Genomic DNA, 19,223 nt, shown 5'->3' on the forward strand with positions numbered 1-19,223 from the left:
GATGCCAGAACCGGGACAGCCCCCTGGAAAAACCGAGATTCATCCAACGGCTCTTGTGGACCCACGGGCGTCTCTTGGTGAGGGTGTGCGTATTGGCCCATGGTGCATGGTGGGGCCGGATGTTCAGCTGGGCAGAGATGTCCAGCTGCATGCGTCTGTCATGATTGAGGGGCATACGGTCCTTGAAGATGGCGTGGAAATCTACCCTTTTTCGACCGTAGGCTATCCACCGCAGGACCTTAAATATGCAGGGGAACCGACCCGGTGCCGCATTGGTGCCGGTACGGTTGTACGGGAGAATGTCACCATCCATCGGGGCACGGCTCAGGGTGCGGGGGAAACCCGCATCGGGCGGGATTGTCTCATCATGGCAAATGCTCATGTTGCTCATGACTGCGTGTTGGGGGATGGTGTTATCATCGTCAATAATGTGGTGATGGGCGGCCATGTGTTGATTGGTGATCATGCAAGGATCATGGGGTCGGCAGCGCTGCATCAGTTTGTCCGCATTGGTCATGGGGCCGTTGTGGGCGGTCTCTGTGGCGTGGAGATGGATGTCATTCCTTATGGCAGTGTTCTGGGGAACAGGGCCCGACTGGTCGGGCTGAATTGGATTGGCCTCAGGCGTGCCGGTGTGGATGCTGGTGAAATGCAGCAGATGCGTCTCGCCTTTCGGGAGCTCTATCCTCGCTCTGGTGGCGGTGGCCCATTGCTTGGGGAGCGTATGGAAAAAGTCCGTCAGCGTTACGGGCATATTGGCCGTGTGGTGGAGATGCTCCGTTTTATGGAAGAACCCAGCCGCCGTGGCCTGACCCGGCCGGGGAAAGGCGGTGCCTCCAGCAAGGATATGGAGGGGTGAGCCTGCCAGCACGGGTTGGGATTCTGGCGGGTGGTGGCCCGCTGCCTGCCCAGTTGGCTGAGACGCTTCGGCAGAAGGGGCAGGAGCCCTTTCTTGTGGGGTTCGAAGGGTTTGCTGATGAAACCCGTCTGGCCCCTTATCCTCATGAAATCATTCGTCTGGCGGCAGCAGGGGCCATACTCAAGGCGCTGCGAGCACATGGATGTCGTGAGCTTGTGCTCATCGGCCCTGTCCGGCGCCCGTCATGGCGGGCCCTGAGGCCGGATGCTGAGGGCGTGCGCCTGCTTGCTCGTCTTGGTCGTGCCATTTTTGCCGGGGATGATGGCCTTCTTGCTGCTATTGTGCGCCTTCTGGAGGAAGAAGGTTTTCGTGTTCGAGGGGCGCATGAGTTTCTCTTGGCAGATGAAAACCGTTATGGCCCATGGGGCCGGGTAAGGCCGGACAGGCAAGCTCTGGCGGATATTCAGAGGGCCGTGCATATTCTCTCGGTTATGGGGCCGCTGGATATAGGGCAGGGCTGTGTCGTGCAAAATGGCCTGACACTGGCCGTTGAAGCGTTGGAAGGCACAGATGCCATGCTGCGGCGTTGTGGTGACCTGAAGCAGGAAGGGGCGGGCGGTGTGCTCGTCAAGATGCCCAAGGCAGGGCAGGAGCTGAGGGCCGACATGCCGGCCATTGGCCCGGTCACGGTGTTGAAGGCGGCGGAAGCTGGTGTGAGAGGTATAGCCTTTCCATCACAGCTCACCTTGGTCATGGATGCGGATCGCTGTATAAAAGAGGCGGACCGTCTGGGGCTGTTTCTCTATGGGCTGAAGCCGGATTCCATTTCTGATAAAAGGAAGAAAGACATATGAGCATCTATCTTCATACGATGGTTCGTGTGCGGGACCTTGATCGTAGCCTGACATTTTATCGTCTGCTGGGAATGCGTGAGCTGCGCCGTCTGGAAGTGCCGGAAGGGCGTTTCACGCTGGTTTATATTGGCTATGAAGGCAATGCCCGGGGTGAGGGTGAGATCGAACTCACCTATAACTGGGACCAGACCGAGGATTACACGCACGGGACAGGCTTTGGCCATTTTGCCGTGGGTGTGCGGGACGTTGCCGCTGCGGTTGATACGGTCCGTCAGGGTGGCGGGCGTGTCACGCGTGAGGCCGGGCCGATGGGCAATACGGGGATTGTCATTGCCTTCGTACAGGACCCTGATGGCTATAAGATTGAGTTGATTGAAAAGAAAGACGCCTGAACGGTACGCAGGCGGAACCCCCATGTCCTGCGCCATTCGGATGGAATTGCAGGATTGACAGGACAGGGCCATCCCCTTAAAAGCCACTCCCTAAGTGGAGGGGCGTTACTGGGTGCGTCCTGTTCTGATACATGCTCTGCGGGGCGTGTTGTTAAGATTAGAGGATTGAAAAGATGAAGCGCACATATCAGCCTTCCCGTCTGGTTCGTAAGCGTCGCCACGGCTTCCGCACACGTTCCGCTACTGTTGGTGGCCGCCGCGTGCTGGCAAACCGCCGTGCCAAGGGCCGTAAGAAGCTCTCCGCCTGAGCATGAAACAGCCTGACCGCCTGCAGAAGCGGTCGCAGTTTCTGCGTGTGGCCCGCAAGGGCCATAAGGTTGTGTCTCCCGGGCTGATCGGTCAGGTATTGCTGGAGCAGGGGGACATGACAGTACGGGCCGGTTTTACCGTGACCAAAAAGGTTGGTAATTCCGTCATACGCAACCGTACACGCCGCCGCCTGCGGGAAGCCCTCCGGCTGGTGGTGAAGGAGGAAGGATGCCCTTCCTCGGGTGATCTCGTCCTGATAGGACGTGCCGCGACCAGAAAGCGGCCTTTCCCCCTTCTGAAAAATGACGTGCGCAAAGTTTTGCATGCCCTTGAGAAGGGGGCAGAGTGAAAGCGGCAGAAGCGCTGCTTTCCTTATGTCTGCTGGGGCTCATCAAGCTCTATCGTCTATGTCTCAGTCCACTCATGGGGCGGCAGTGCCGGTTTCATCCTAGCTGTAGTGCCTATGGTGAGGAAGCGATCCGCCGACATGGCCCGTTTCGGGGAGGGTGGCTGACGCTTTGCCGGATTTGCAGATGCCATCCTTTTAACCCGGGAGGGGTGGATTATCCCCCCTGATCTCCGCCTGATTCATCGGGTGAAACGTAAAAAAAATGGCGTGGCTATTGTTTTGGGAATGATTTTACGCCACTGAAGGGGCAAACTACCCTTCCAGAATGAAGAAAGAGCGGCTCCAGCCCGATGGAAAGTAGCAAACGTATTATTCTGGCCGTCGCCCTGTCGGCCCTGATCCTGATCGGCTTCAATTTCTTTCTGCCTCCCGACAGGCACAAACCTGTAGAGGCGCAGAATCCAGCTCCAGCGGCTGTTACGCAGGCGGCTCCGGCTGCTGCGCCTGTTTCTGCGGGGGCTGCTGAGGAAGCTGACGATCATGCGGAGCATCGACTGAAGGTTGCATCTGCTGATGTTCAGGGCTCTTTCAATCTTCGTGGGGCACGGCTGGATGATCTGGAGCTGACCCGCTACCGTGAGACCATCGCCAAGGATAGTCCGTTAGTCCGTCTGCTGGACAAAGCTGGCAGTGAAAAGCCGAACTATCTGGTTCTGGGCTGGGAAAATGCATCCGGTTTCACGACCCGCCTGCCGAATGAACGCTCACTTTGGCAGGTGGAAGGCGATCAGGCCGGCCTGACACCGGAAACACCCGTGACCCTGCATTGGGATAACGGGGCCGGTGTCCGCTTCATCATCCATCTGGCGCAGGATCACCATTATATGGTGACGGTGCGGCAGGAGGTGGAAAACCATTCTGGCCAGCCTGTGTCTCTCTATCCATTCCAGCGTGTGCAGCGTGATTACCTGCCGGAGGATACCGGGTCTTTCACGGCGTATGAGGGGCCGATTGGTGTCATCAACGGCAAGCTGGCGGACAAGGGGTACAAGTCCCTGCGGACGGACGGCAACGGGCCGGATCATGTATCATGGACCGACAGCGGCAAAGGCGGCTGGGGCGGTATTACGGACAAATACTGGCTTACAGCCGTTGGCGCTGATGCTGCTTCTGATGTCCGTATCCGTTACAGCTATGTGCCAGAGGGTGGCGGGTCTTACCGTGTGACCTTCACATCGCAGGAGCCGCAGGTCATTCAGGATGGCGCTCGTCTAGGACAGGGGAGCTACCTGTTTGCTGGGGCCAAGGAGCCGGGTCTGCTGCGTTATTATGGCCGCAAGCTGGGTCTGCCCCGTTTTGATGATAGCATTGACTTCGGTTGGTTCAGCTTCCTGACGAAGCCGATCCTGTTCCTGCTGCACTGGCTCTATGCGCATATCGGCAATTTCGGCCTTGGGCTGATGGCCATGACGCTGATCGTCAAGATTCTTCTGTTTCCGCTGGCTTCCAAGGCGGCGCAGTCTGCGGCTCGTATGCGCATGATCGCCCCGAAAGTGACGGAGATTCGGGAGCGGTTCAAAGATGATCCGATGACCATGAACCAGAAGGTCATGGCTCTTTATAAGGAAGAACAGATCAACCCGGCAGGGGGATGCCTGCCGATGCTCATTCAGGCACCGATCTTCTTCTGCCTGTATAAGATGCTCAATCTCAGCATTGATGAGCGTCATGCGCCTTTCTTCGGCTGGATCAGGGACCTGTCCGTGCCGGACCCGACAAACCTGTTTAACCTGTTCGGGCTGCTGCCGTTTGACCCCACGCATATCTTCTCCTTCCTGCATCTCAGCATCTGGGGGGCGGCGCTGGGTATCACCTTCTGGCTGCTTCAGAAGCACAGCATGGTCAACATGGACCCGGCTCAGGCCCGCATCATGCAGTTCATGCCAATCGTGTATGTCTTCGTGATGTCCAGCTTCCCGGCCGGTCTGCTGGTTTATTACACATGGAACAACGTGCTGACCTTCCTTCAGCAGCATTACATTGAGCGCCGTACCAGCCTGCCCGTGCCGCTGATGGGCCGTAAGGGTAAGTCCCCTCGCAAGACGGCCCCCAAGAAGAAAGGTTCATGATGCAGCTGATGCAGACAGTCCTCCCCAGTGAGGATGAGCTGGAGGAAGGCCGTAAGCTTTTTGCTGGCCCCTGTGACTTCTTTTTCGGGGCGCAGGCCATCGAGCAGCTTCCACCGCCGGATCGGGCAGAGATTGCGTTTGCAGGGCGCTCTAATGTGGGCAAGTCCAGCATCATCAATGCGCTGACGGGCCGTAAGGCACTGGCCCGTGCGTCTTCCGAGCCGGGGCGGACCAAGCAGCTCAATTTCTTCAATCTGGGCGGGCGGCTCTCCCTTGTGGATATGCCGGGTTATGGCTTCGCCAAAGCCTCTAAGGCCGTGAAGGAAGACTGGCAGCGGACAATGTTCGCCTATCTGCGGGGGCGTCCCAATCTGGCCCGTGTGATCTTGCTGATTGATGGGCGGGTTGGTCTCAAAGCATCTGATAAGGAAGTCTGCGACCTGCTGGATAAAGCAGCCGTTGTGTTCCAGATCGTGCTGACAAAATGTGATGCCCTGTCGGCGTCCGCTCTGGGCGGTCGTCAGAAGGAAGTGGAAGCGCTGGCGAGGACCCATGCGGCCGCTTTCCCGCACATTGTGGCAACAAGTAGCACGACCTCATTGGGTATTGCCGAGCTGCGTGGCATAATGGCGCGCTTCGCTGAGCCTGCCAGTGATCGGTCCTGAAAAGTTTTTCTGTAGAGTGAATGGCCATGTCTTCTCCTAAGTCTCCCTCCATGCCCCTTCCAGAAGACTTTCTGGCCCCTGACAGTCTGAGCGATCAGCAGCAGGCCGCTGTTCTGGCGGGTGCACTGCCTTATCTGCGCCGCTATGCCGGTGATACCATCGTGGTGAAGTACGGTGGTCATGCGATGGTCGAGAACAGCCTTGCTGCGACATTCGGTCGTGACATTGCTCTGCTCAAACTGGTGGGCATCAACCCGATCGTGGTGCATGGTGGTGGCCCGCAGATCAACAGCATGATGAAGCGGCTGGGTGTTGAATCCCGTTTCATTGACGGGCTGCGTGTCACGGACCGTGAAATGATCGATGTGATCGAGATGGTCCTGTCCGGTACGGTCAACAAGCAGGTAGCGGACCTCATCAGTCATGCTGGTGCTCTGGCTGTGGGGATTTCCGGCCGTGACGGGCGTCTGATTCAGGCGAGCCGTCTCGTTCATTACCATCGGACAGATGAGAATGAGAGCGAAGCGGTTGATCTCGGCTTTGTCGGCAAGCCGGAGCGGGTTGATCCCCGTGTGCTCTATGCGCTTCTTGGGGCTGGCCTGATCCCGGTCGTGGCACCGCTGGGTGCCGGGGATGAAGGCGAGATTTACAACATCAATGCTGATACCGCTGCCGGTGCCGTTGCCGGGGCCGTGCGGGCCTCCCGCCTGCTGATGCTGACGGATGTTCCCGGTGTGCTGGACGAGAACGGCCAGCGCATTGAGGAACTGACGGCAGAAGAAGCCCGCCGTCTCATCCGGGAAGGACACATCACGGGCGGTATGATCCCCAAGGTGGAAACATGCCTCAAGGCCGTGCAGGCCGGAGCCAAGGCGGCCGTCATTCTGGATGGCCGGGTGCCTCATACTTGCCTGCTGGAGCTGTTTACCAAGGCAGGGCAGGGTACGCTCATCAAAGCGGACTGAGTTGTAGGGCAGGCTCGCCTGCCCAGATTGTGGTTTAAGAATTAAGGAGCGTTTTATGGATCACGCAGAGCTTCGCAAGCAGATTGAAACCCTTTGGGAAGATCGTGCCAGCCTTTCCCCGCAGACGCAGGGTCAGGCTCGTGATGTTGTGGAAGCGGCTCTGGCTGGGCTGGATAACGGGACATTCCGTGTTGCCGAGCAGAAGGAAGATGGCCGTGTGGTATATGAATGGCTGAAGAAGGCCGTTCTGATGTCCTTCCGTCTGTATGAGTCTGAGCCAATGGCCAATGGCTGCGGTGGGGCTCCGGGCTTTGATAAGGTGCCGCTGAAATTTGCTGGCTGGGGCAAGGCCGAGTTCGACAAGGCTGGTTTCCGGGCCGTTCCGGGGGCTGTTGTCCGCCGTTCCGCTTACATCGCACCGGGTGTTGTGCTGATGCCGAGCTTCGTCAATTTGGGTGCCCGTGTCGAAAGCGGTACCATGATTGATACATGGGCCACGGTTGGCTCCTGTGCGCAGATCGGCAAGAACTGCCATATCAGCGGTGGCGCCGGGATTGGTGGCGTGCTGGAGCCGCTTCAGGCTGCTCCTGTCATCATCGGGGATGACTGCTTCATCGGTGCTCGTTCTGAAGTGGCTGAAGGCGTGGTCGTGGAGCGTGGTTCTGTCCTTTCCATGGGTGTGTTCCTTGGGGCTTCCACCAAGATCGTGGATCGCACGACGGGTGAAATCCATATGGGCCGTGTGCCGGCCTATTCCGTGGTTGTGCCGGGTACTCTGCCGCCGAAGACACCGGGCGGGCCGTCTCTGGCCTGCGCTGTGATCGTCAAGCGTGTTGATGAGCGTACACGCTCCAAGACGTCCATTAACGAGCTGCTGCGTGACTGAGTGACCTCATGACCAATCCATCATTTCCATCTGATCCGGTTGCCCTGTTGCAGGACCTTCTGCGGTGCCGTTCCGTTACCCCAGCGGATGATGGGGCCCTGAGCGTTGTGGCCCGGTCGCTGGAAATGATGGGTTTTGAGGTGACACGCCTTGCCTTTGGCCCGGAGGGTGAACAGACGCCCAATCTGTACGCCCGTCTGGGGCAGGGCAGTCCCTGTCTCTGTTTTGCAGGTCATACGGACGTTGTCCCCCCCGGTGAGGGCTGGAGCTGCGACCCGTTTGCCGGTGAAATTCGGGATGGGCATATTTACGGGCGTGGTACGGCAGATATGAAGGGCGGTGTCGCCGCTGCTCTGGCTGCCGTAGCCCGCCGACTGGAGGCCGGACCGCTGAAGGGCAGTCTGGCCTTTCTCATCACGGGTGATGAAGAAGGTCCAGCCCGTTACGGCACGAAGTCCGTGCTGGAATGGATGAAGGAACGGGGTGAAGCCCCTGATTTCTGCCTTTTGGGCGAGCCGACAAACCCGGCCGAAATGGGCGATGTCATCAAGATTGGCCGCCGGGGCAGCATGAATGTGGTGATTACCGTCAAAGGGGTACAGGGGCATGTGGCCTATCCCCATCTGGCAGATAATCCCATCCATCGCCTTGTACCAATCCTGCATGACCTGACAGCCCGCACGCTGGATCAGGGCAGCGAGTGGTTTGCGCCATCATCCCTACAGATCACAAGTGTGGATGTCGGGAATCCGGCCACCAACGTGATTCCGGCAACGGCACAGGCACGGGTGAATATCCGTTTCAATGATCTCCATACAAGCGACAGCCTGCGTAACTGGATTGAAGATGTCGTGGCCTGCCACGCACCTGATGCCGACATGGATGTTGCCGTCAGTGGGGAATCTTTCCTGACAGAACCGGGCACTGAGGTGGAGCAGCTGTCTCAGGCCGTGGAGGCTGTGACAGGACGGAAGCCGAAGCTGGATACAGGCGGCGGTACGTCTGATGCCCGCTTTATCACTCATTGCTGCCCTGTGGCTGAGTTCGGGCTTGTGGGGGCTACCATGCACAAGCGTGATGAGCATGTTTCCCTGACCTCCGTGGAACAGCTGACGCAGGTCTATCAGGATTTCATGCAGCGTTTTGGTGTCTGAGCCATCGGCTTGAGAGACACGTTTTCCGAGACAAAACGAACAACATGGCTCGCACCTTCAGGGTTGCGGGCTTTTGTCCGCCGTGATGGGCTGGGGCTGTTCCTTCTGGCTCTTGTGACGGGAGGGCTGGCAGGGTGCTGCGTCCTTCTGATCAATACCGTTACCCTTGCCCTGCATGTCTTGTTCTATGGCCTGTATAATGGCGGACACCTGTCGGAACTGCCTGCCTTGCCGCTATGGCGGTGCCTGCTGGTGCTGGGTGGTGGTGGTCTGGCTGTGGGGCTGCTGGGAGCCTTTCTGCGGCGCTGGATGAAACGCCGCCCGGTAGACCCGGTGGAGGCTAACGCCCTGCATGGGGGCCGCATGTCTGTGCGGGATAGTATTAGCCTTGCCTTACAGACGGTTCTTTCCAACGGGGTAGGGGCTTCCATCGGGTTGGAGGCAGGCTATGTGCAGATATCTGCGGCGTTCGGCTCATGGCTGGGGAGGGTCTTCCATGTCCGGCGGGAGGATATGCGGATTCTGGTGGGAGCCGGAGCCGCAGGGGCTGTCAGTGCCGGGTTTGATGCGCCCATAGCTGGGGCGTTCTATGCGTTTGAGCTGGTGTTGGGAACGTACAGCCTCGCCAATCTGTTTCCCATTGCTCTGGCGGCCATGGCGGGGCTGGGGGTGCGGCATCTTACGCAGATGGATGGCGGTCTGCCATCCCTGATGACGGGCTGGCATATGGGTTGGAGTGCTGTGCCGGGTGTTGGTTTACTGGCTATTCTGTGCGCTCTTACGGCCATCGTCATCATGTATTGTGTGACGCAGACGCAGGCTGTGTTTCAGAAGCTGCCTGTGCCTGTCTGGTTGCGGCCTGTTCTGGGAGGCTTGCTCGTGGCCTGTCTGGCGGCGTCCTTCCCTTCAGTGCTGTCGGCGGGGCATGGTGGGGTTGGGTTGGTGCTGACGGGGCAGGTTGTGCCTTCTGTGGCTCTGCTGCTCCTTTTGCTCAAGGCTGTGGCTTCCTGCCTTTCCATCGGGTCGGGATTCCGAGGAGGTCTGTTTTTTGCCTCGTTGTTTCTGGGTGTTCTGGCGGGTGAGGGCTTCGGGGCTTTGCTGGCTCCTTATGGGCTGGCCCCGGCAGACCTGTATATCTGTTCGATATTGGGCATGGTGGCGATGGCAACGGCCATCATTGGCGGTCCCATGACCATGATCTGCATGGTGTTGGAAATGACGGGCATTATGACACTGAGTAGTGCCGTGGTGTTGTCCGCTACTCTATCTTTGCTGACGGTCAGGCGACTGTTTGGCTATAATTTTGCGACATGGCGTTTCCACTTGCGGGGTGAGACGATCCGGTCCGCAGTGGATGTGGGTGGCCTCCGTGCTCTGACCGTGCAGAAATTGATGCGGGCGCAGGTACGCAGTTTCCCGGCAGACATGACCATTCGGCAGGCCCAAGGGCAGCTCACGCTAGGTATTGAGGAACGCCTCGTACTGGTGGATGAGGAAGGCCGCTATCAGGGGATTGCTCTGGTTTCCGAGATCACGGCAGCCTCTGCGAGTGACCGGCCTGTCTCCAGTCTGGCCTGTTATCGGGATGTCATGCTGGAGCCACAGATGACCATTCGTGAAGCAGCCGATTTGTTCGCCGAGGCAGAGGCTGATGTGTTGGCCGTGGTGGAAGATCGACAGTCCCGGCAGCTCGTTGGGCAGTTGAGCGAGCGGCACACGCTGCGCTGCTATGCTGTGGAGCTGGAGCGCAGTCGCCGGGACCTCGCCGGGGATGGCCGCTTTTCTGTGTGATGGTAGAACGCCTTATGAGGGCGCTCCCAGAATGACCTGTCCAGCACTATAGATGTGATAGAGGCTGCTGGCGGGCATGTGGTCCGTAGCTGTTTTTCCCTGATCGTCCAGCCGGTCGATCCAGCCGCCCTTGAGCGAGGTTGGGGTGTAATGGGTGAAGAAAAGCTGGCTCATCGTTGCAAGCTGTTCCTGTCGGGGCTGATGATTGGCCGGGGCGTGTTGGGCAAGCAGGCGCATCATTTCTGTCTGGGGCCAGATGCGTGTTGAGGCTTCCAGTATTGACCCATCATCCAGCAGGGCATCAGGCAGGAGCGGGTAGGGAGCGGTGGTTTCCTGAAGGCGGGCATAAAGGTCGCTTTGTGCTTTGCGAGCAGCGGTAGCGTGTTGTCCCTCTGGTGCCAGACGGAGATATTCGCCCAGAAGCCAGCACCATTCCGCCTGATGGCCGGGTTCGACACGATTCTGCCCCGCAGGCTGTTCCGGTTGCCAGTCTGGCGTGAAGAATTCTAGCAGGGCATTTGTTCCGGCTGGGATGAATGAATGCAGGGCCAGATTCAGGATAGAGTCCGCATGGCTGAGAAAAACCTCCCGGCCAGAAACTTCAAAAAGTGTCAGGCAGGCTTCCAGCAGATGCATGTGTGGGTTCTGGGAATGCCGGTCTGACGTGGTCGGGATGGCATCCCGGTATCCGCCATGGGTGGAGGGGAAGATGGTGTCAATTTCGGCCAGTGTTTCTTCAGCCTTATGGAGCAGGTCCGGATTGCTGGAAAGCCGATAGGCCCATCCATGAGCAAAGAGGATGAAAGCGTGGCCATACAGGTCCCGCTTTGTGTCGGAAGGCTTCTGGTCTGGCCCAAGGGCAAAAACCCAGCCCGGACTGTCATCAGCCTGATGATAGAACCGTGTGACATGGTCCAGCACCGTCAGGGCCTGTTCCCCAGCATCATAATGGCCGTTCAGAGCTGCCTGACAGTATGTGGCAATCTGCCGGGCCTGCACCATCAGGCGGCGGTGTGGCAGGGCGATGGGAGTGGCTTCAAAGGTCAGTCGTTCGTGATAGAGACCAGCCTCTTTATCAAACCCGGCCTGAGCCCAGAGGGGGAGAGCCCTCTGGAGAAGCCAGTCCTGCCATGTTTGTCTGTATGTCATTGCGAGGCGTCCTTTTCGGGGTGGCTGTCATCCATGGTCTGCACGATGCGGCTCGTGGAATGCCCGTTCAGTAGAGGCGCAAGGCAGACCCGCCCGCCATGCTCCCTGACGATGTCCCCACCAACTACTTCATCCTCTCGGTAATCGGCTCCTTTGACGAGAACATGCGGTTTCAGAGCGGAAATGATGTTCAGTGGCGTGTCTTCATCGAATAAGACAACCAGATCAACATGGCGCAGGGCACGGATGACCGTGGCACGGGCCTGTTCACTCTGGAGAGGGCGGCGTGGACCTTTCAGGCGTTTGATGGAAGCATCGGTATTGAGGGCTACGATCAACTTGTCTCCCTGACTGGCCGCAAACTGGATGAGCGAGACATGGCCGGGATGGAGCAGGTCGAAGCAGCCATTGGTCAGCACGACAGAGGCTCCATGCCGTTTCCAGTTCTCCACAATGGCGCAGGCATCGGGCAGGGGAAGGCAGGCTCCATTATCGGCAATTTCTTCCAATAACTTCTGGTGCAGTTCGTCACGAGTGACAAAGGCTGTACCCAGCTTGCTGACAGCAATGGCGGCGGCTGTGGTGGCCATGGTTACGGCGCTGGCCAGTGAGCGGCCACTGGCCAACGCACAGGCGATCGTGGCGATGACGGTATCGCCTGCCCCAGACACGTCATAAACCTCGGAAGGATGAGCCCGGCAATGCAGTGGGGCGGCTTTCTGCTGCCAGAGGGTCATTCCTTTTTCAGAGCGGGTCAGAAGAATATCGCTGCCAGTGAGGGGAGCGATGGCTGTGCAGGCCTGTTCCACTTCGGCATCATCCGTCAGGGTCCATGAAGTGCCAGTGGGATTGGCAAGGCCGGCAGCGGTAAGGGCCTTGCTGAGCTCCTGCCGGTTGGGCGTCAGCAGGCTGGCTCCCCGATAGGCGGAAAGGTCAGCCCGTTTAGGGTCCACCAGAACGGGAATGTTACGGGCACGGGCGGCCTTAATGACGGTTTTCAGCACCCGGTCAGACAGGACACCTTTGGCATAGTCGGAACAGATGAGGATGTGGCTCGTTTCCAGCGCCCTGATGGTGGAAGCGATGAGGGCGTCTTCAGTGATCTGGGAGAAGGGGGTGAGTTTCTCATTATCCAGCCGGACAATCTGCTGCCGCCCGCTGAGGACACGGGTTTTTGTGATGGTCGTCCAACCAGAGTCTTCGACCAGACCATCAAGCCGGATGTCCTTCCAGATGGACAGAGTTTGCCGGAGTGTATCGGCGGCCTGATCGGCGCCGACCACACCAATCAGATGGACTGGATGACCGAGGGCGGCGACATTCACGGCGACATTGGCGGCTCCGCCGGGCGTGGAACGCTGATGGCTGCTCAACAGGACAGGAACGGGAGCTTCCGGCGAGATACGGGTGACGTCTCCGGTGATGTACTGGTCCAGCAGCAGATCACCCAGAATCGTGATGGCACCGTCATTCAGCGTGTCAGTCAAAAAACGTCCCTCCCTCTAGGAGACAGCATGGCCCGAGGGGAAAGTTTAGGATGTTTTTACTGCTCTGTCGTCAGGGAAAGGGCATGTTCCGGGCGAGAAGGGGAATGAGGAGATAATAAATAATTTTTTACAATCTTTTTAAGTTGACAGTGGCAATAATGACACATACTCATGAAATTCAAATTGAAATCTCTGAATAGGGTCGGGAAGCGTGTAAATGTCTCGAAATTTTCATTTCATATCCGGCCTGCCTCGATCAGGAAGCACCCTTCTTAGTGTCTTGTTAGGGCAACATCCTGATATTTACTGCGATCCATATTCGACACCCGTCTGTTCTCTTATGACAAAGATGCTTTCTGTTATTTCAGAGGGTGAGTATAAAACAGAATTTACTGATGATAAGGTTGTCAATCTTCTTAAAAAGACGATGGATACTTATCATGACATATCATCAAGGCCGAATCTGATTATTGACAATAACCGGGCATGGTGCAGCAAACTTCAGTTGCTGGATTATCTCTATCCTGATGCAAAAGTGATCTGCTGCGTGCGTGACCCTGTCTGGGTCATTAATTCCTTTGAACGCATCATTGGCCGTGACCCGACCCTGTCTTCCTATCTCGTGCCCATAGAACATCGGGCTACGCTCCATCTGCGGGTGAATTACCTGCTCTCTCCTGCCGGGGCTTTCGGTTTTGCGTATCAGGCGTTGCAGGAGGCGTTTTTTGGGCAGTTTTCATCCAAGCTCGTGCTGGTTGATTATGACAGTCTGGTGACCAGGCCTTTGTCCGTCATGCGTCTGCTGGAGAAAGAGCTGAATGTTCCGTCCGCTACCTATGATATGGATAATGTCCGTTATGAGCCGCCAACCGCTTATGACGGGGCATTGGAAACGCCGGGATTGCACGAGATCGCCCCGAAAGTGGAGCCCCAGAGGCACCCGCTCATTTTGCCCCCTGACATCGTGAACCGTCTGGCGGGCTGTGCGTTCTGGAAAAACAGTAACATGAATCCGAAGTCAGTCCGGATCATATAATTTCAGTGGCGATTATGACCGGAAAGGATCATCCGGGTAGCCGACATCCATCAGGCATAGTCCATCGGGGGGAGCAGTGGGGCCAGCTTTGCAGCGGTCACGGGCTTCCAGTGCGTCTTTCACACGGTCGGGGTGCCATTGGTGATGGCCGACCAGTGCCAGCGTCCCGACCATGTTGCGGACCTGATGATGCAGGAAAGACCGGGCCTGCACATCCACATACACATACTCACCGGAGCGGGTGATGGTGAGTTCATCCAGTGTCCGCAGGGCATCACGGGCCTGACAGGCTGCCGCCCGGAAGGAGGTGAAGTCATGCCCGCCCAGCAGATGGTTGGCGCCTTTTTGCATGGCCTCAATATCCAGTGGGGCACGGATATGCCAGACGAACCCTTCCTGCATGGCCGGACGGGCCGGGCGGTTGAGGATGGTATAGCGGTAGCGCCGCCATGTGGCGGAGAAGCGGGCATTCCAGCCTTCAGGAGCCGGGGCGGCTTCCAGAATGGAAATGGGATGGGGCTTCAGGTGATAGCCGATGGCATCCCGCACGGCCTTGCGGGTCAGAGGGGCATCGTCCGGGAAGTCCAGATGGGCCACCAGCCCGGCAGCATGAACGCCTGAATCGGTCCGCCCCGCTGTCACGCTGCTGACCTTGCGCCCCTGCGTGAGATGTTCAGCGGCTTCTTCAATAAGCTGCTGGACGGAGAGGCCACTTTTCTGGCGTTGCCAGCCGACATAAGGACGCCCGTCAAACTCGATGCGAATGGCCCAGCGGCTGATTCCGGGTGGGGCGGCGTCAGTCAAGGCGCATCCCTTCGGTCAGTTTCGTCCCACGGAGGAAGGCATCCCGTTCCATCATGGCCCGGCCCGGTTTCTGGATGTACTCAATCCGCAGGCAGCCCGTGCCGCAGGCAATGGTCAGCCTGTCATCCAGCACGGTACCCGGAGCCGGTGACTCTGCCATGAGGGCGGTGGTGTTTGCGTCATCAGGAAGGCTGACAGCACCGATGCGGTAGGTCTGTCCATCCAGCAGGGTGTAACTTCCCGGCCATGGAATGAAGGCCCGTATCTGACGTTCGATCTCCACGGCAGAACGGGTCCAGTCGATTTGCCCATCCTTGCGCTCCAGCCGAGGGGCGTAGCAGCTTTGGGAATCATCCTGTGGCACGGGAGTGGGTTGTTCTTTCAGGGCACGGGCGACCAGACGGGCACCGATCTCTGCGAGCCTGTCATGCAGGCTGCCTGCCGTGTCGGAGGGTGTGATGGGCGTAGCCTCGGAGAGGATGACGGCACCCGTATCAAGCCCCTTATCCATCTGCATGATGCAGACGCCACTTTCCGCATCGCCCGCCCGGATGGCGGACTGGATGGGGGAGGCGCCCCGCCAGCGGGGGAGGAGGCTGGCATGAATGTTCAGGCAGCCAAGCCGTGGGGCTTTCAAAATGGTTTCGGGCAGGATGAGGCCATAAGCGGCGACAACGGCAGCATCGGCCTGCAAGCCCTGAAAGAATGCCAGTTCTTCGTCATTATGACGGAGTTTTTCCGGTGTTCGCACGGGGATGCCAAGCGCATCAGCGGCCTCATGCACGGGCTGCCGCCGCAGGGCCTTGCCCCGGCCTGCCGGGCGGGGAGGCTGGGTATAAACGGCAACAACTTCATGACCGGCTTCAATCAGGCCATGAAGGGCCGGAACGGAAAAGTCCGGCGAACCCATGAAAATGAGGCGCATGTACTTACCGTCTCCGCTTCTGTTCCTTGGCAAGACGCCGCATGATCATGTTGCGCTTCAGGGATGAGAGATGATCAACAAACAGGATGCCATCAAGATGGTCGATCTCATGCTGAATGCAGGTTGCCAGAAGGTCGGAGGCTTCCTGCTCAATGGTTTGGCCATCCAGATCACGATAGCGAACACGGATGGATTCTGGTCGGATAACCTCGGCGTACTGGTTGGGCAGGGAGAGACAGCCTTCCTCCCGCGCGGCCAGTGTCTCGGAGGAATCGATGATCTCCGGGTTGATGAGCACCATCGGGTTGCGGGGCTCATCCTCACGAGCAACATCGACCAGTACGAAACGCTGGCTGAGCCCTACCTGCGGGGCGGCCAGCCCAATGCCAGGGGCCTTGTACATGGCGGAGAACATGCCCGGTAGGGCCTCACGGATGGCGGCCATGTCTTCCGGGCGGACTTCGTGAGCCACCTGGCTCAGTACGGGCTGGGGAGCGACAAGGATTGATGTCGGGGCGATGTCATCAAGCCGGTCGAGAAACTCTAAATTTTTCATGGCAGACATGTTAGCGGCTGGTGATGGGTAATTCCAGCCCCTTGTATCGGGGGGATGGTGCCCTCATATCTCCCGGTGCGGGCGATGCCTTATGAGGGTCGCCTGCCTGTATTCACGTCTCGCTCCCGGAGGAGGCATTGTAACGTCATGTCGTCATCTGGACGCCTTTTTACATCCCCTATGTTTCTGGGGTTCGATCATCTGGAACAAATGCTTGAACGGGCATCAAAAACAGCATCAGACGGGTACCCACCCTACAATATTGAACAGCTGAGCCGCACGGCTCTGCGCATCACGCTGGCCGTGGCCGGGTTTGTCATGGATGACCTCCAGATCACGCAGGAGGACAACCAGCTTGTGATCCGTGGTCGGCAGGCGGACGATACGCAGGGGCGTGTCTTCCTGCATCGTGGGATTGCTGCACGGCAGTTTCATAAGGCTTTCGTGCTGGCGGAAGGGATCGAGATTGCCGGAGCATGGCTGGATAATGGCCTGCTGCATATTGACCTCCATCGCCCGGAACCGGAGGTGCGTGTGAAGCATATCGCCATCCAGCAGGGCAGCTCTGGCGGTGCCATGCGGCCACCCGCTCCACCAGCTCGTGATGTGGAACTGGCCCGTGATCTTTCTCCCGTTACCGAGGAGGAGCCTTTTGGCCGGGAATAATGAACGCAACCTCTCTGCCCGTCATGAGCGGGCAGAGGACGTGCAGAGCCGTGCCCGCTCCATGACAGGGGCGGAGCTGCGGGACTGGGGCATGAAGGAAGTGGCCTATTTCCGGACCATCACGCATGAGGGGGCTACGCTGGTGGCCATTCATGCGGCGGATGGGACTCCTGTTGGCATTGCCGAGGATGAGGATAGTGCCGTGGATGCCATCCTTGAGCAGGATATGGTGCCGACTTTCCTGCAATAAGCGGGGCCTCTCCTGTTATGAAGGGTTTTGCAGACTGGCGGGAGTGCGTGACCGGTGGTTCCGTCCGTAGCATCTGTCAATCCAGACCACAGGTATCAGCAGAAAACCGACAACCACGCCCACGCAGAGGGATTCGGGTAGGCTACTGAGCTGGATGCTGAAACAGTTTTCCAGTTCATTGACGATAGGCCGTGCGGGCAGAACCGAGGTGAAATACAGGCAGAACCGGGAGAGCTGATACAGCACCTTTTTCACGCAGTTCCTCCCATCCTTCAGTTCTTCATGAAGGATGGATAGCTGTAGATTGTGGCGAATGTTCTCCCGTTACAGGGAGAAGTTTTCTCCCAGATAGACCCGGCGTACGTCCTCATTGGCCACAATCGCTTCTGGCGTGCCTTCCATGAGGACACGACCACTATGAAGGATGTAGGCCCGGTCGATGACTTCCAGCGTTTCACGGACATTATGGTCCGTAATCAGCACACCGATGCCACGATCTTTCAGATGGGAGACGAGGTCACGAATTTCGCTGACGGCGATGGGGTCGATACCGGCTAGAGGTTCATCAAGCAGGATGTAGTTTGGCTGGCTTGCCAGAGCACGGGCAATTTCAAGACGGCGCCGTTCACCGCCTGAAAGAGCCAGAGCCGGGGAATGGCGCAGGCGGGTGATGCCAAACTCGGCAAGCAGGCCATCCAGCATGGCCTGACGTTTATCCCGGTTCTTCTCGACTGCTTCCAGCGCTACGAGGATATTCTGCTCAACATTCAGCCCACGGAAGATGCTGGCCTCCTGCGGCAGATAGCCAACTCCCAGCCGTGCCCGGCGATACATGGGCAGGGGAGTGATGTCGGCACCATCCAGTGTAATGCTGCCCATGTCGGCCTGTACGAGACCGACAATCATATAGAAGCTTGTCGTTTTCCCTGCACCGTTTGGCCCCAGAAGGCCAACAGCTTCCCCACGCTGCACATGCAGGGACACATCATGAACGACCGTCCGCTTTTTGTAGCTTTTTGCAATGCCATGGGCTGCCAGCCCTTGCGTGACCTGACTGTCTGCCATGATTATTTGCCTGTCTCGTTGGGAACGATCAGCCCCTGCACAGGGTCGCTTGAACCTGAAAGCATATGAGACACGCCGGTCTTCATATTTACGATGGCCTGAGACCCATTATTCTGGTTCTGCCCCTGTGTGACACGCACATGGCCGATCAGCCGTGCCAGCTCTGGCCCGGCCAGATAGACGCCACGGTCGCCTGTCGCAGTCTGCCGTTCCGTACGGATGACGAGGTGTCCCCACCCATAGGCACGGTCCAGATTGCCGCTTTTGGATTTTCCGGCCTCTGCCGTCTGGCTGGCCCTGTTAGCGGCCTTCTGAGCATCGGAGAGCTCAATGGCCTGAAGAATGTCAGCCGTGATGCGCTTGCCGTCACTGGTATTGACGGTGGCATCGCCCCAGCCAACAGAGACCCGTGTGTGCGGGTGATATTCCACAAGATCACGGGCTGTCATGAGCTGACGGGGGGTGGTGAATTTCATGGCCTTGCCAGTCATGAGTACAACGTCCTTATCAACGTCATACAGACCGTGATCGCCCCAGCCCTGATTTTGAAGATTGTAGATATGGACATGGCCGAAGGCCTCGACCCGGTAGAGCTCCATATCATCACCACCGCCAGTGGCTCCGCCGTCATCTGTGGTGGTGGCACCGGCTGGTTTCTTTTTGGGACGTAGATAGCCGACCAGCCTGTCCGCATCGACCGTCATGTCGCCCCGCTGGGCACGGGCGCCGCCTGTCAGAGTGACTGTCTGGCGGTTATGATCGTAAATTTCCTCTTTCTTCCAGAACAGACGGACGACCTGCCCGTGGGACTGGTCCAGAGTCGTGCTTTCAGCAGAAACAGCCTCTGAGGACGGTGTCAGGGCACTGGCCAGCAGACATCCGGTAGCAACGAGGAGAGCATGAGGGCGGAAAGAAACAGGGAGACGCATCAT

At 58.2% G+C, this 19,223-nt stretch carries 22 protein-coding genes; 15 read left to right on the forward strand and 7 right to left on the reverse strand.

Annotated features, from left to right (window positions below):
- Window position 1 precedes the first annotated feature (1 nt).
- The 12 genes from lpxA (at window position 2) to NQF86_RS01780 (ending at window position 10,353) form a co-directional block, all read left to right on the forward strand.
- Entirely contained in the window at window positions 2-859 is an 858-nt protein-coding gene (gene lpxA, locus NQF86_RS01725) for an acyl-ACP--UDP-N-acetylglucosamine O-acyltransferase (protein ID WP_266115886.1), read from the forward strand.
- On the forward strand, window positions 856-1,713 hold the full coding sequence (locus NQF86_RS01730) for an LpxI family protein (protein ID WP_266115887.1): 858 nt from the start codon (window positions 856-858) through the stop codon (window positions 1,711-1,713). Before lpxA ends, NQF86_RS01730 begins: the two co-directional genes overlap by 4 nt.
- Complete coding sequence (gene gloA / locus NQF86_RS01735) at window positions 1,710-2,105, forward strand: lactoylglutathione lyase (protein WP_266115888.1); 396 nt, start codon at window positions 1,710-1,712, stop codon at window positions 2,103-2,105. Before NQF86_RS01730 ends, gloA begins: the two co-directional genes overlap by 4 nt.
- 173 nt (window positions 2,106-2,278) lie before the next feature.
- Window positions 2,279-2,413, forward strand: coding sequence for a 50S ribosomal protein L34 (gene rpmH, locus NQF86_RS01740; RefSeq protein WP_018979184.1), 135 nt, complete (start codon window positions 2,279-2,281; stop codon window positions 2,411-2,413).
- 2 nt (window positions 2,414-2,415) lie between these two features.
- On the forward strand, window positions 2,416-2,763 hold the full coding sequence (rnpA, locus tag NQF86_RS01745; RefSeq protein ID WP_266115889.1) for a ribonuclease P protein component: 348 nt from the start codon (window positions 2,416-2,418) through the stop codon (window positions 2,761-2,763).
- 14 nt (window positions 2,764-2,777) lie between these two features.
- Window positions 2,778-2,990, forward strand: a complete 213-nt coding sequence (gene yidD / locus NQF86_RS01750) for a membrane protein insertion efficiency factor YidD (protein ID WP_457851393.1) — start codon at window positions 2,778-2,780, stop codon at window positions 2,988-2,990.
- Between the two features lie 123 nt (window positions 2,991-3,113).
- Window positions 3,114-4,892 (forward strand): membrane protein insertase YidC, encoded by a 1,779-nt coding sequence (gene yidC, locus NQF86_RS01755; protein WP_266115891.1) that lies wholly within the window; start codon window positions 3,114-3,116, stop codon window positions 4,890-4,892.
- A complete protein-coding gene (yihA, locus tag NQF86_RS01760) occupies window positions 4,889-5,557 on the forward strand; it encodes a ribosome biogenesis GTP-binding protein YihA/YsxC (RefSeq protein ID WP_407652838.1) in 669 nt (222 codons plus the stop codon). The genes yidC and yihA overlap by 4 nt, the downstream gene beginning before the upstream one ends.
- 26 nt (window positions 5,558-5,583) lie before the next feature.
- Entirely contained in the window at window positions 5,584-6,522 is a 939-nt protein-coding gene (gene argB / locus NQF86_RS01765) for an acetylglutamate kinase (RefSeq protein ID WP_407652839.1), read from the forward strand.
- A 55-nt stretch (window positions 6,523-6,577) separates the two neighbouring features.
- Window positions 6,578-7,408, forward strand: a complete 831-nt coding sequence (gene dapD / locus NQF86_RS01770; RefSeq protein WP_266115892.1) for a 2,3,4,5-tetrahydropyridine-2,6-dicarboxylate N-succinyltransferase — start codon at window positions 6,578-6,580, stop codon at window positions 7,406-7,408.
- Window positions 7,409-7,416: 8 nt separating this feature from the next.
- Entirely contained in the window at window positions 7,417-8,562 is a 1,146-nt protein-coding gene (gene dapE / locus NQF86_RS01775; protein WP_266115893.1) for a succinyl-diaminopimelate desuccinylase, read from the forward strand.
- Window positions 8,563-8,571: 9 nt separating this feature from the next.
- Entirely contained in the window at window positions 8,572-10,353 is a 1,782-nt protein-coding gene (locus NQF86_RS01780; protein ID WP_266115894.1) for a chloride channel protein, read from the forward strand.
- Between the two features lie 12 nt (window positions 10,354-10,365).
- Here the strand turns inward: NQF86_RS01780 and NQF86_RS01785 are convergent, their stop codons facing one another.
- Window positions 10,366-11,502, reverse strand: a complete 1,137-nt coding sequence (locus NQF86_RS01785; protein ID WP_266115895.1) for an AGE family epimerase/isomerase — start codon at window positions 11,500-11,502, stop codon at window positions 10,366-10,368.
- Window positions 11,499-12,989: a D-glycero-beta-D-manno-heptose 1-phosphate adenylyltransferase gene (rfaE2, locus tag NQF86_RS01790; RefSeq protein ID WP_266115896.1), complete on the reverse strand. Its 1,491-nt coding sequence runs from the start codon at window positions 12,987-12,989 to the stop codon at window positions 11,499-11,501. The genes NQF86_RS01785 and rfaE2 overlap by 4 nt, the downstream gene beginning before the upstream one ends.
- 217 nt (window positions 12,990-13,206) lie before the next feature.
- Here rfaE2 and NQF86_RS01795 point away from each other — a divergent pair, with 217 nt between their 5' ends.
- Window positions 13,207-14,025 carry a sulfotransferase family protein gene (locus NQF86_RS01795; RefSeq protein ID WP_266115897.1) on the forward strand — a complete coding sequence of 273 codons (819 nt, stop codon included), beginning with the start codon at window positions 13,207-13,209 and terminating at the stop codon, window positions 14,023-14,025.
- A gap of 12 nt (window positions 14,026-14,037) precedes the next feature.
- On the opposite strand, the gene truA is transcribed toward NQF86_RS01795, so the two are convergent.
- Genes truA through def form a run of 3 tightly spaced genes read right to left on the reverse strand, consistent with a single transcriptional unit; the run spans window position 14,038 to window position 16,319 of the window.
- A complete protein-coding gene (gene truA, locus NQF86_RS01800) occupies window positions 14,038-14,829 on the reverse strand; it encodes a tRNA pseudouridine(38-40) synthase TruA (RefSeq protein ID WP_266115898.1) in 792 nt (263 codons plus the stop codon).
- A complete protein-coding gene (gene fmt, locus NQF86_RS01805; RefSeq protein WP_266115899.1) occupies window positions 14,822-15,754 on the reverse strand; it encodes a methionyl-tRNA formyltransferase in 933 nt (310 codons plus the stop codon). Before fmt ends, truA begins: the two co-directional genes overlap by 8 nt.
- Before the next feature lie 4 nt (window positions 15,755-15,758).
- Window positions 15,759-16,319, reverse strand: coding sequence for a peptide deformylase (gene def, locus NQF86_RS01810; RefSeq protein WP_407652840.1), 561 nt, complete (start codon window positions 16,317-16,319; stop codon window positions 15,759-15,761).
- A 138-nt stretch (window positions 16,320-16,457) separates the two neighbouring features.
- On the opposite strand from def, the gene NQF86_RS01815 reads away from it, so the two are divergent.
- Window positions 16,458-16,976, forward strand: a complete 519-nt coding sequence (locus tag NQF86_RS01815; protein WP_266115901.1) for an Hsp20 family protein — start codon at window positions 16,458-16,460, stop codon at window positions 16,974-16,976.
- Window positions 16,963-17,226: a DUF1150 family protein gene (locus tag NQF86_RS01820; RefSeq protein ID WP_266115902.1), complete on the forward strand. Its 264-nt coding sequence runs from the start codon at window positions 16,963-16,965 to the stop codon at window positions 17,224-17,226. Before NQF86_RS01815 ends, NQF86_RS01820 begins: the two co-directional genes overlap by 14 nt.
- A gap of 324 nt (window positions 17,227-17,550) precedes the next feature.
- Here the strand turns inward: NQF86_RS01820 and lptB are convergent, their stop codons facing one another.
- Window positions 17,551-18,291 carry an LPS export ABC transporter ATP-binding protein gene (gene lptB / locus NQF86_RS01825; protein ID WP_266115903.1) on the reverse strand — a complete coding sequence of 247 codons (741 nt, stop codon included), beginning with the start codon at window positions 18,289-18,291 and terminating at the stop codon, window positions 17,551-17,553.
- Window positions 18,292-18,293: 2 nt separating this feature from the next.
- Window positions 18,294-19,223: an LptA/OstA family protein gene (locus tag NQF86_RS01830; RefSeq protein WP_266115904.1), complete on the reverse strand. Its 930-nt coding sequence runs from the start codon at window positions 19,221-19,223 to the stop codon at window positions 18,294-18,296.

This window comes from Bombella pluederhausensis, assembly GCF_026385525.1.
Lineage (GTDB): Bacteria > Pseudomonadota > Alphaproteobacteria > Acetobacterales > Acetobacteraceae > Bombella > Bombella pluederhausensis.

Bases quoted from the DNA above. Each gene is read 5' to 3' on its own strand.
- NQF86_RS01785 (WP_266115895.1), bottom strand. From the start codon at position 11,502: ATGACATACAGACAAACATGGCAGGACTGGCTTCTCCAGAGGGCTCTC.
- NQF86_RS01830 (WP_266115904.1), bottom strand. From the start codon at position 19,223: ATGATGCGTCTCCCTGTTTCTTTCCGCCCTCATGCTCTCCTCGTTGCT.
- NQF86_RS01815 (WP_266115901.1), top strand. From the start codon at position 16,458: ATGTCGTCATCTGGACGCCTTTTTACATCCCCTATGTTTCTGGGGTTC.
- yidC (WP_266115891.1), top strand. From the start codon at position 3,114: ATGGAAAGTAGCAAACGTATTATTCTGGCCGTCGCCCTGTCGGCCCTG.
- dapD (WP_266115892.1), top strand. From the start codon at position 6,578: ATGGATCACGCAGAGCTTCGCAAGCAGATTGAAACCCTTTGGGAAGAT.
- lptB (WP_266115903.1), bottom strand. From the start codon at position 18,291: ATGGCAGACAGTCAGGTCACGCAAGGGCTGGCAGCCCATGGCATTGCA.
- def (WP_407652840.1), bottom strand. From the start codon at position 16,319: ATGTCTGCCATGAAAAATTTAGAGTTTCTCGACCGGCTTGATGACATC.
- yihA (WP_407652838.1), top strand. From the start codon at position 4,889: ATGATGCAGCTGATGCAGACAGTCCTCCCCAGTGAGGATGAGCTGGAG.
- fmt (WP_266115899.1), bottom strand. From the start codon at position 15,754: ATGCGCCTCATTTTCATGGGTTCGCCGGACTTTTCCGTTCCGGCCCTT.
- lpxA (WP_266115886.1), top strand. From the start codon at position 2: ATGCCAGAACCGGGACAGCCCCCTGGAAAAACCGAGATTCATCCAACG.
- rnpA (WP_266115889.1), top strand. From the start codon at position 2,416: ATGAAACAGCCTGACCGCCTGCAGAAGCGGTCGCAGTTTCTGCGTGTG.
- NQF86_RS01795 (WP_266115897.1), top strand. From the start codon at position 13,207: ATGTCTCGAAATTTTCATTTCATATCCGGCCTGCCTCGATCAGGAAGC.
- gloA (WP_266115888.1), top strand. From the start codon at position 1,710: ATGAGCATCTATCTTCATACGATGGTTCGTGTGCGGGACCTTGATCGT.
- rpmH (WP_018979184.1), top strand. From the start codon at position 2,279: ATGAAGCGCACATATCAGCCTTCCCGTCTGGTTCGTAAGCGTCGCCAC.
- dapE (WP_266115893.1), top strand. From the start codon at position 7,417: ATGACCAATCCATCATTTCCATCTGATCCGGTTGCCCTGTTGCAGGAC.
- argB (WP_407652839.1), top strand. From the start codon at position 5,584: ATGTCTTCTCCTAAGTCTCCCTCCATGCCCCTTCCAGAAGACTTTCTG.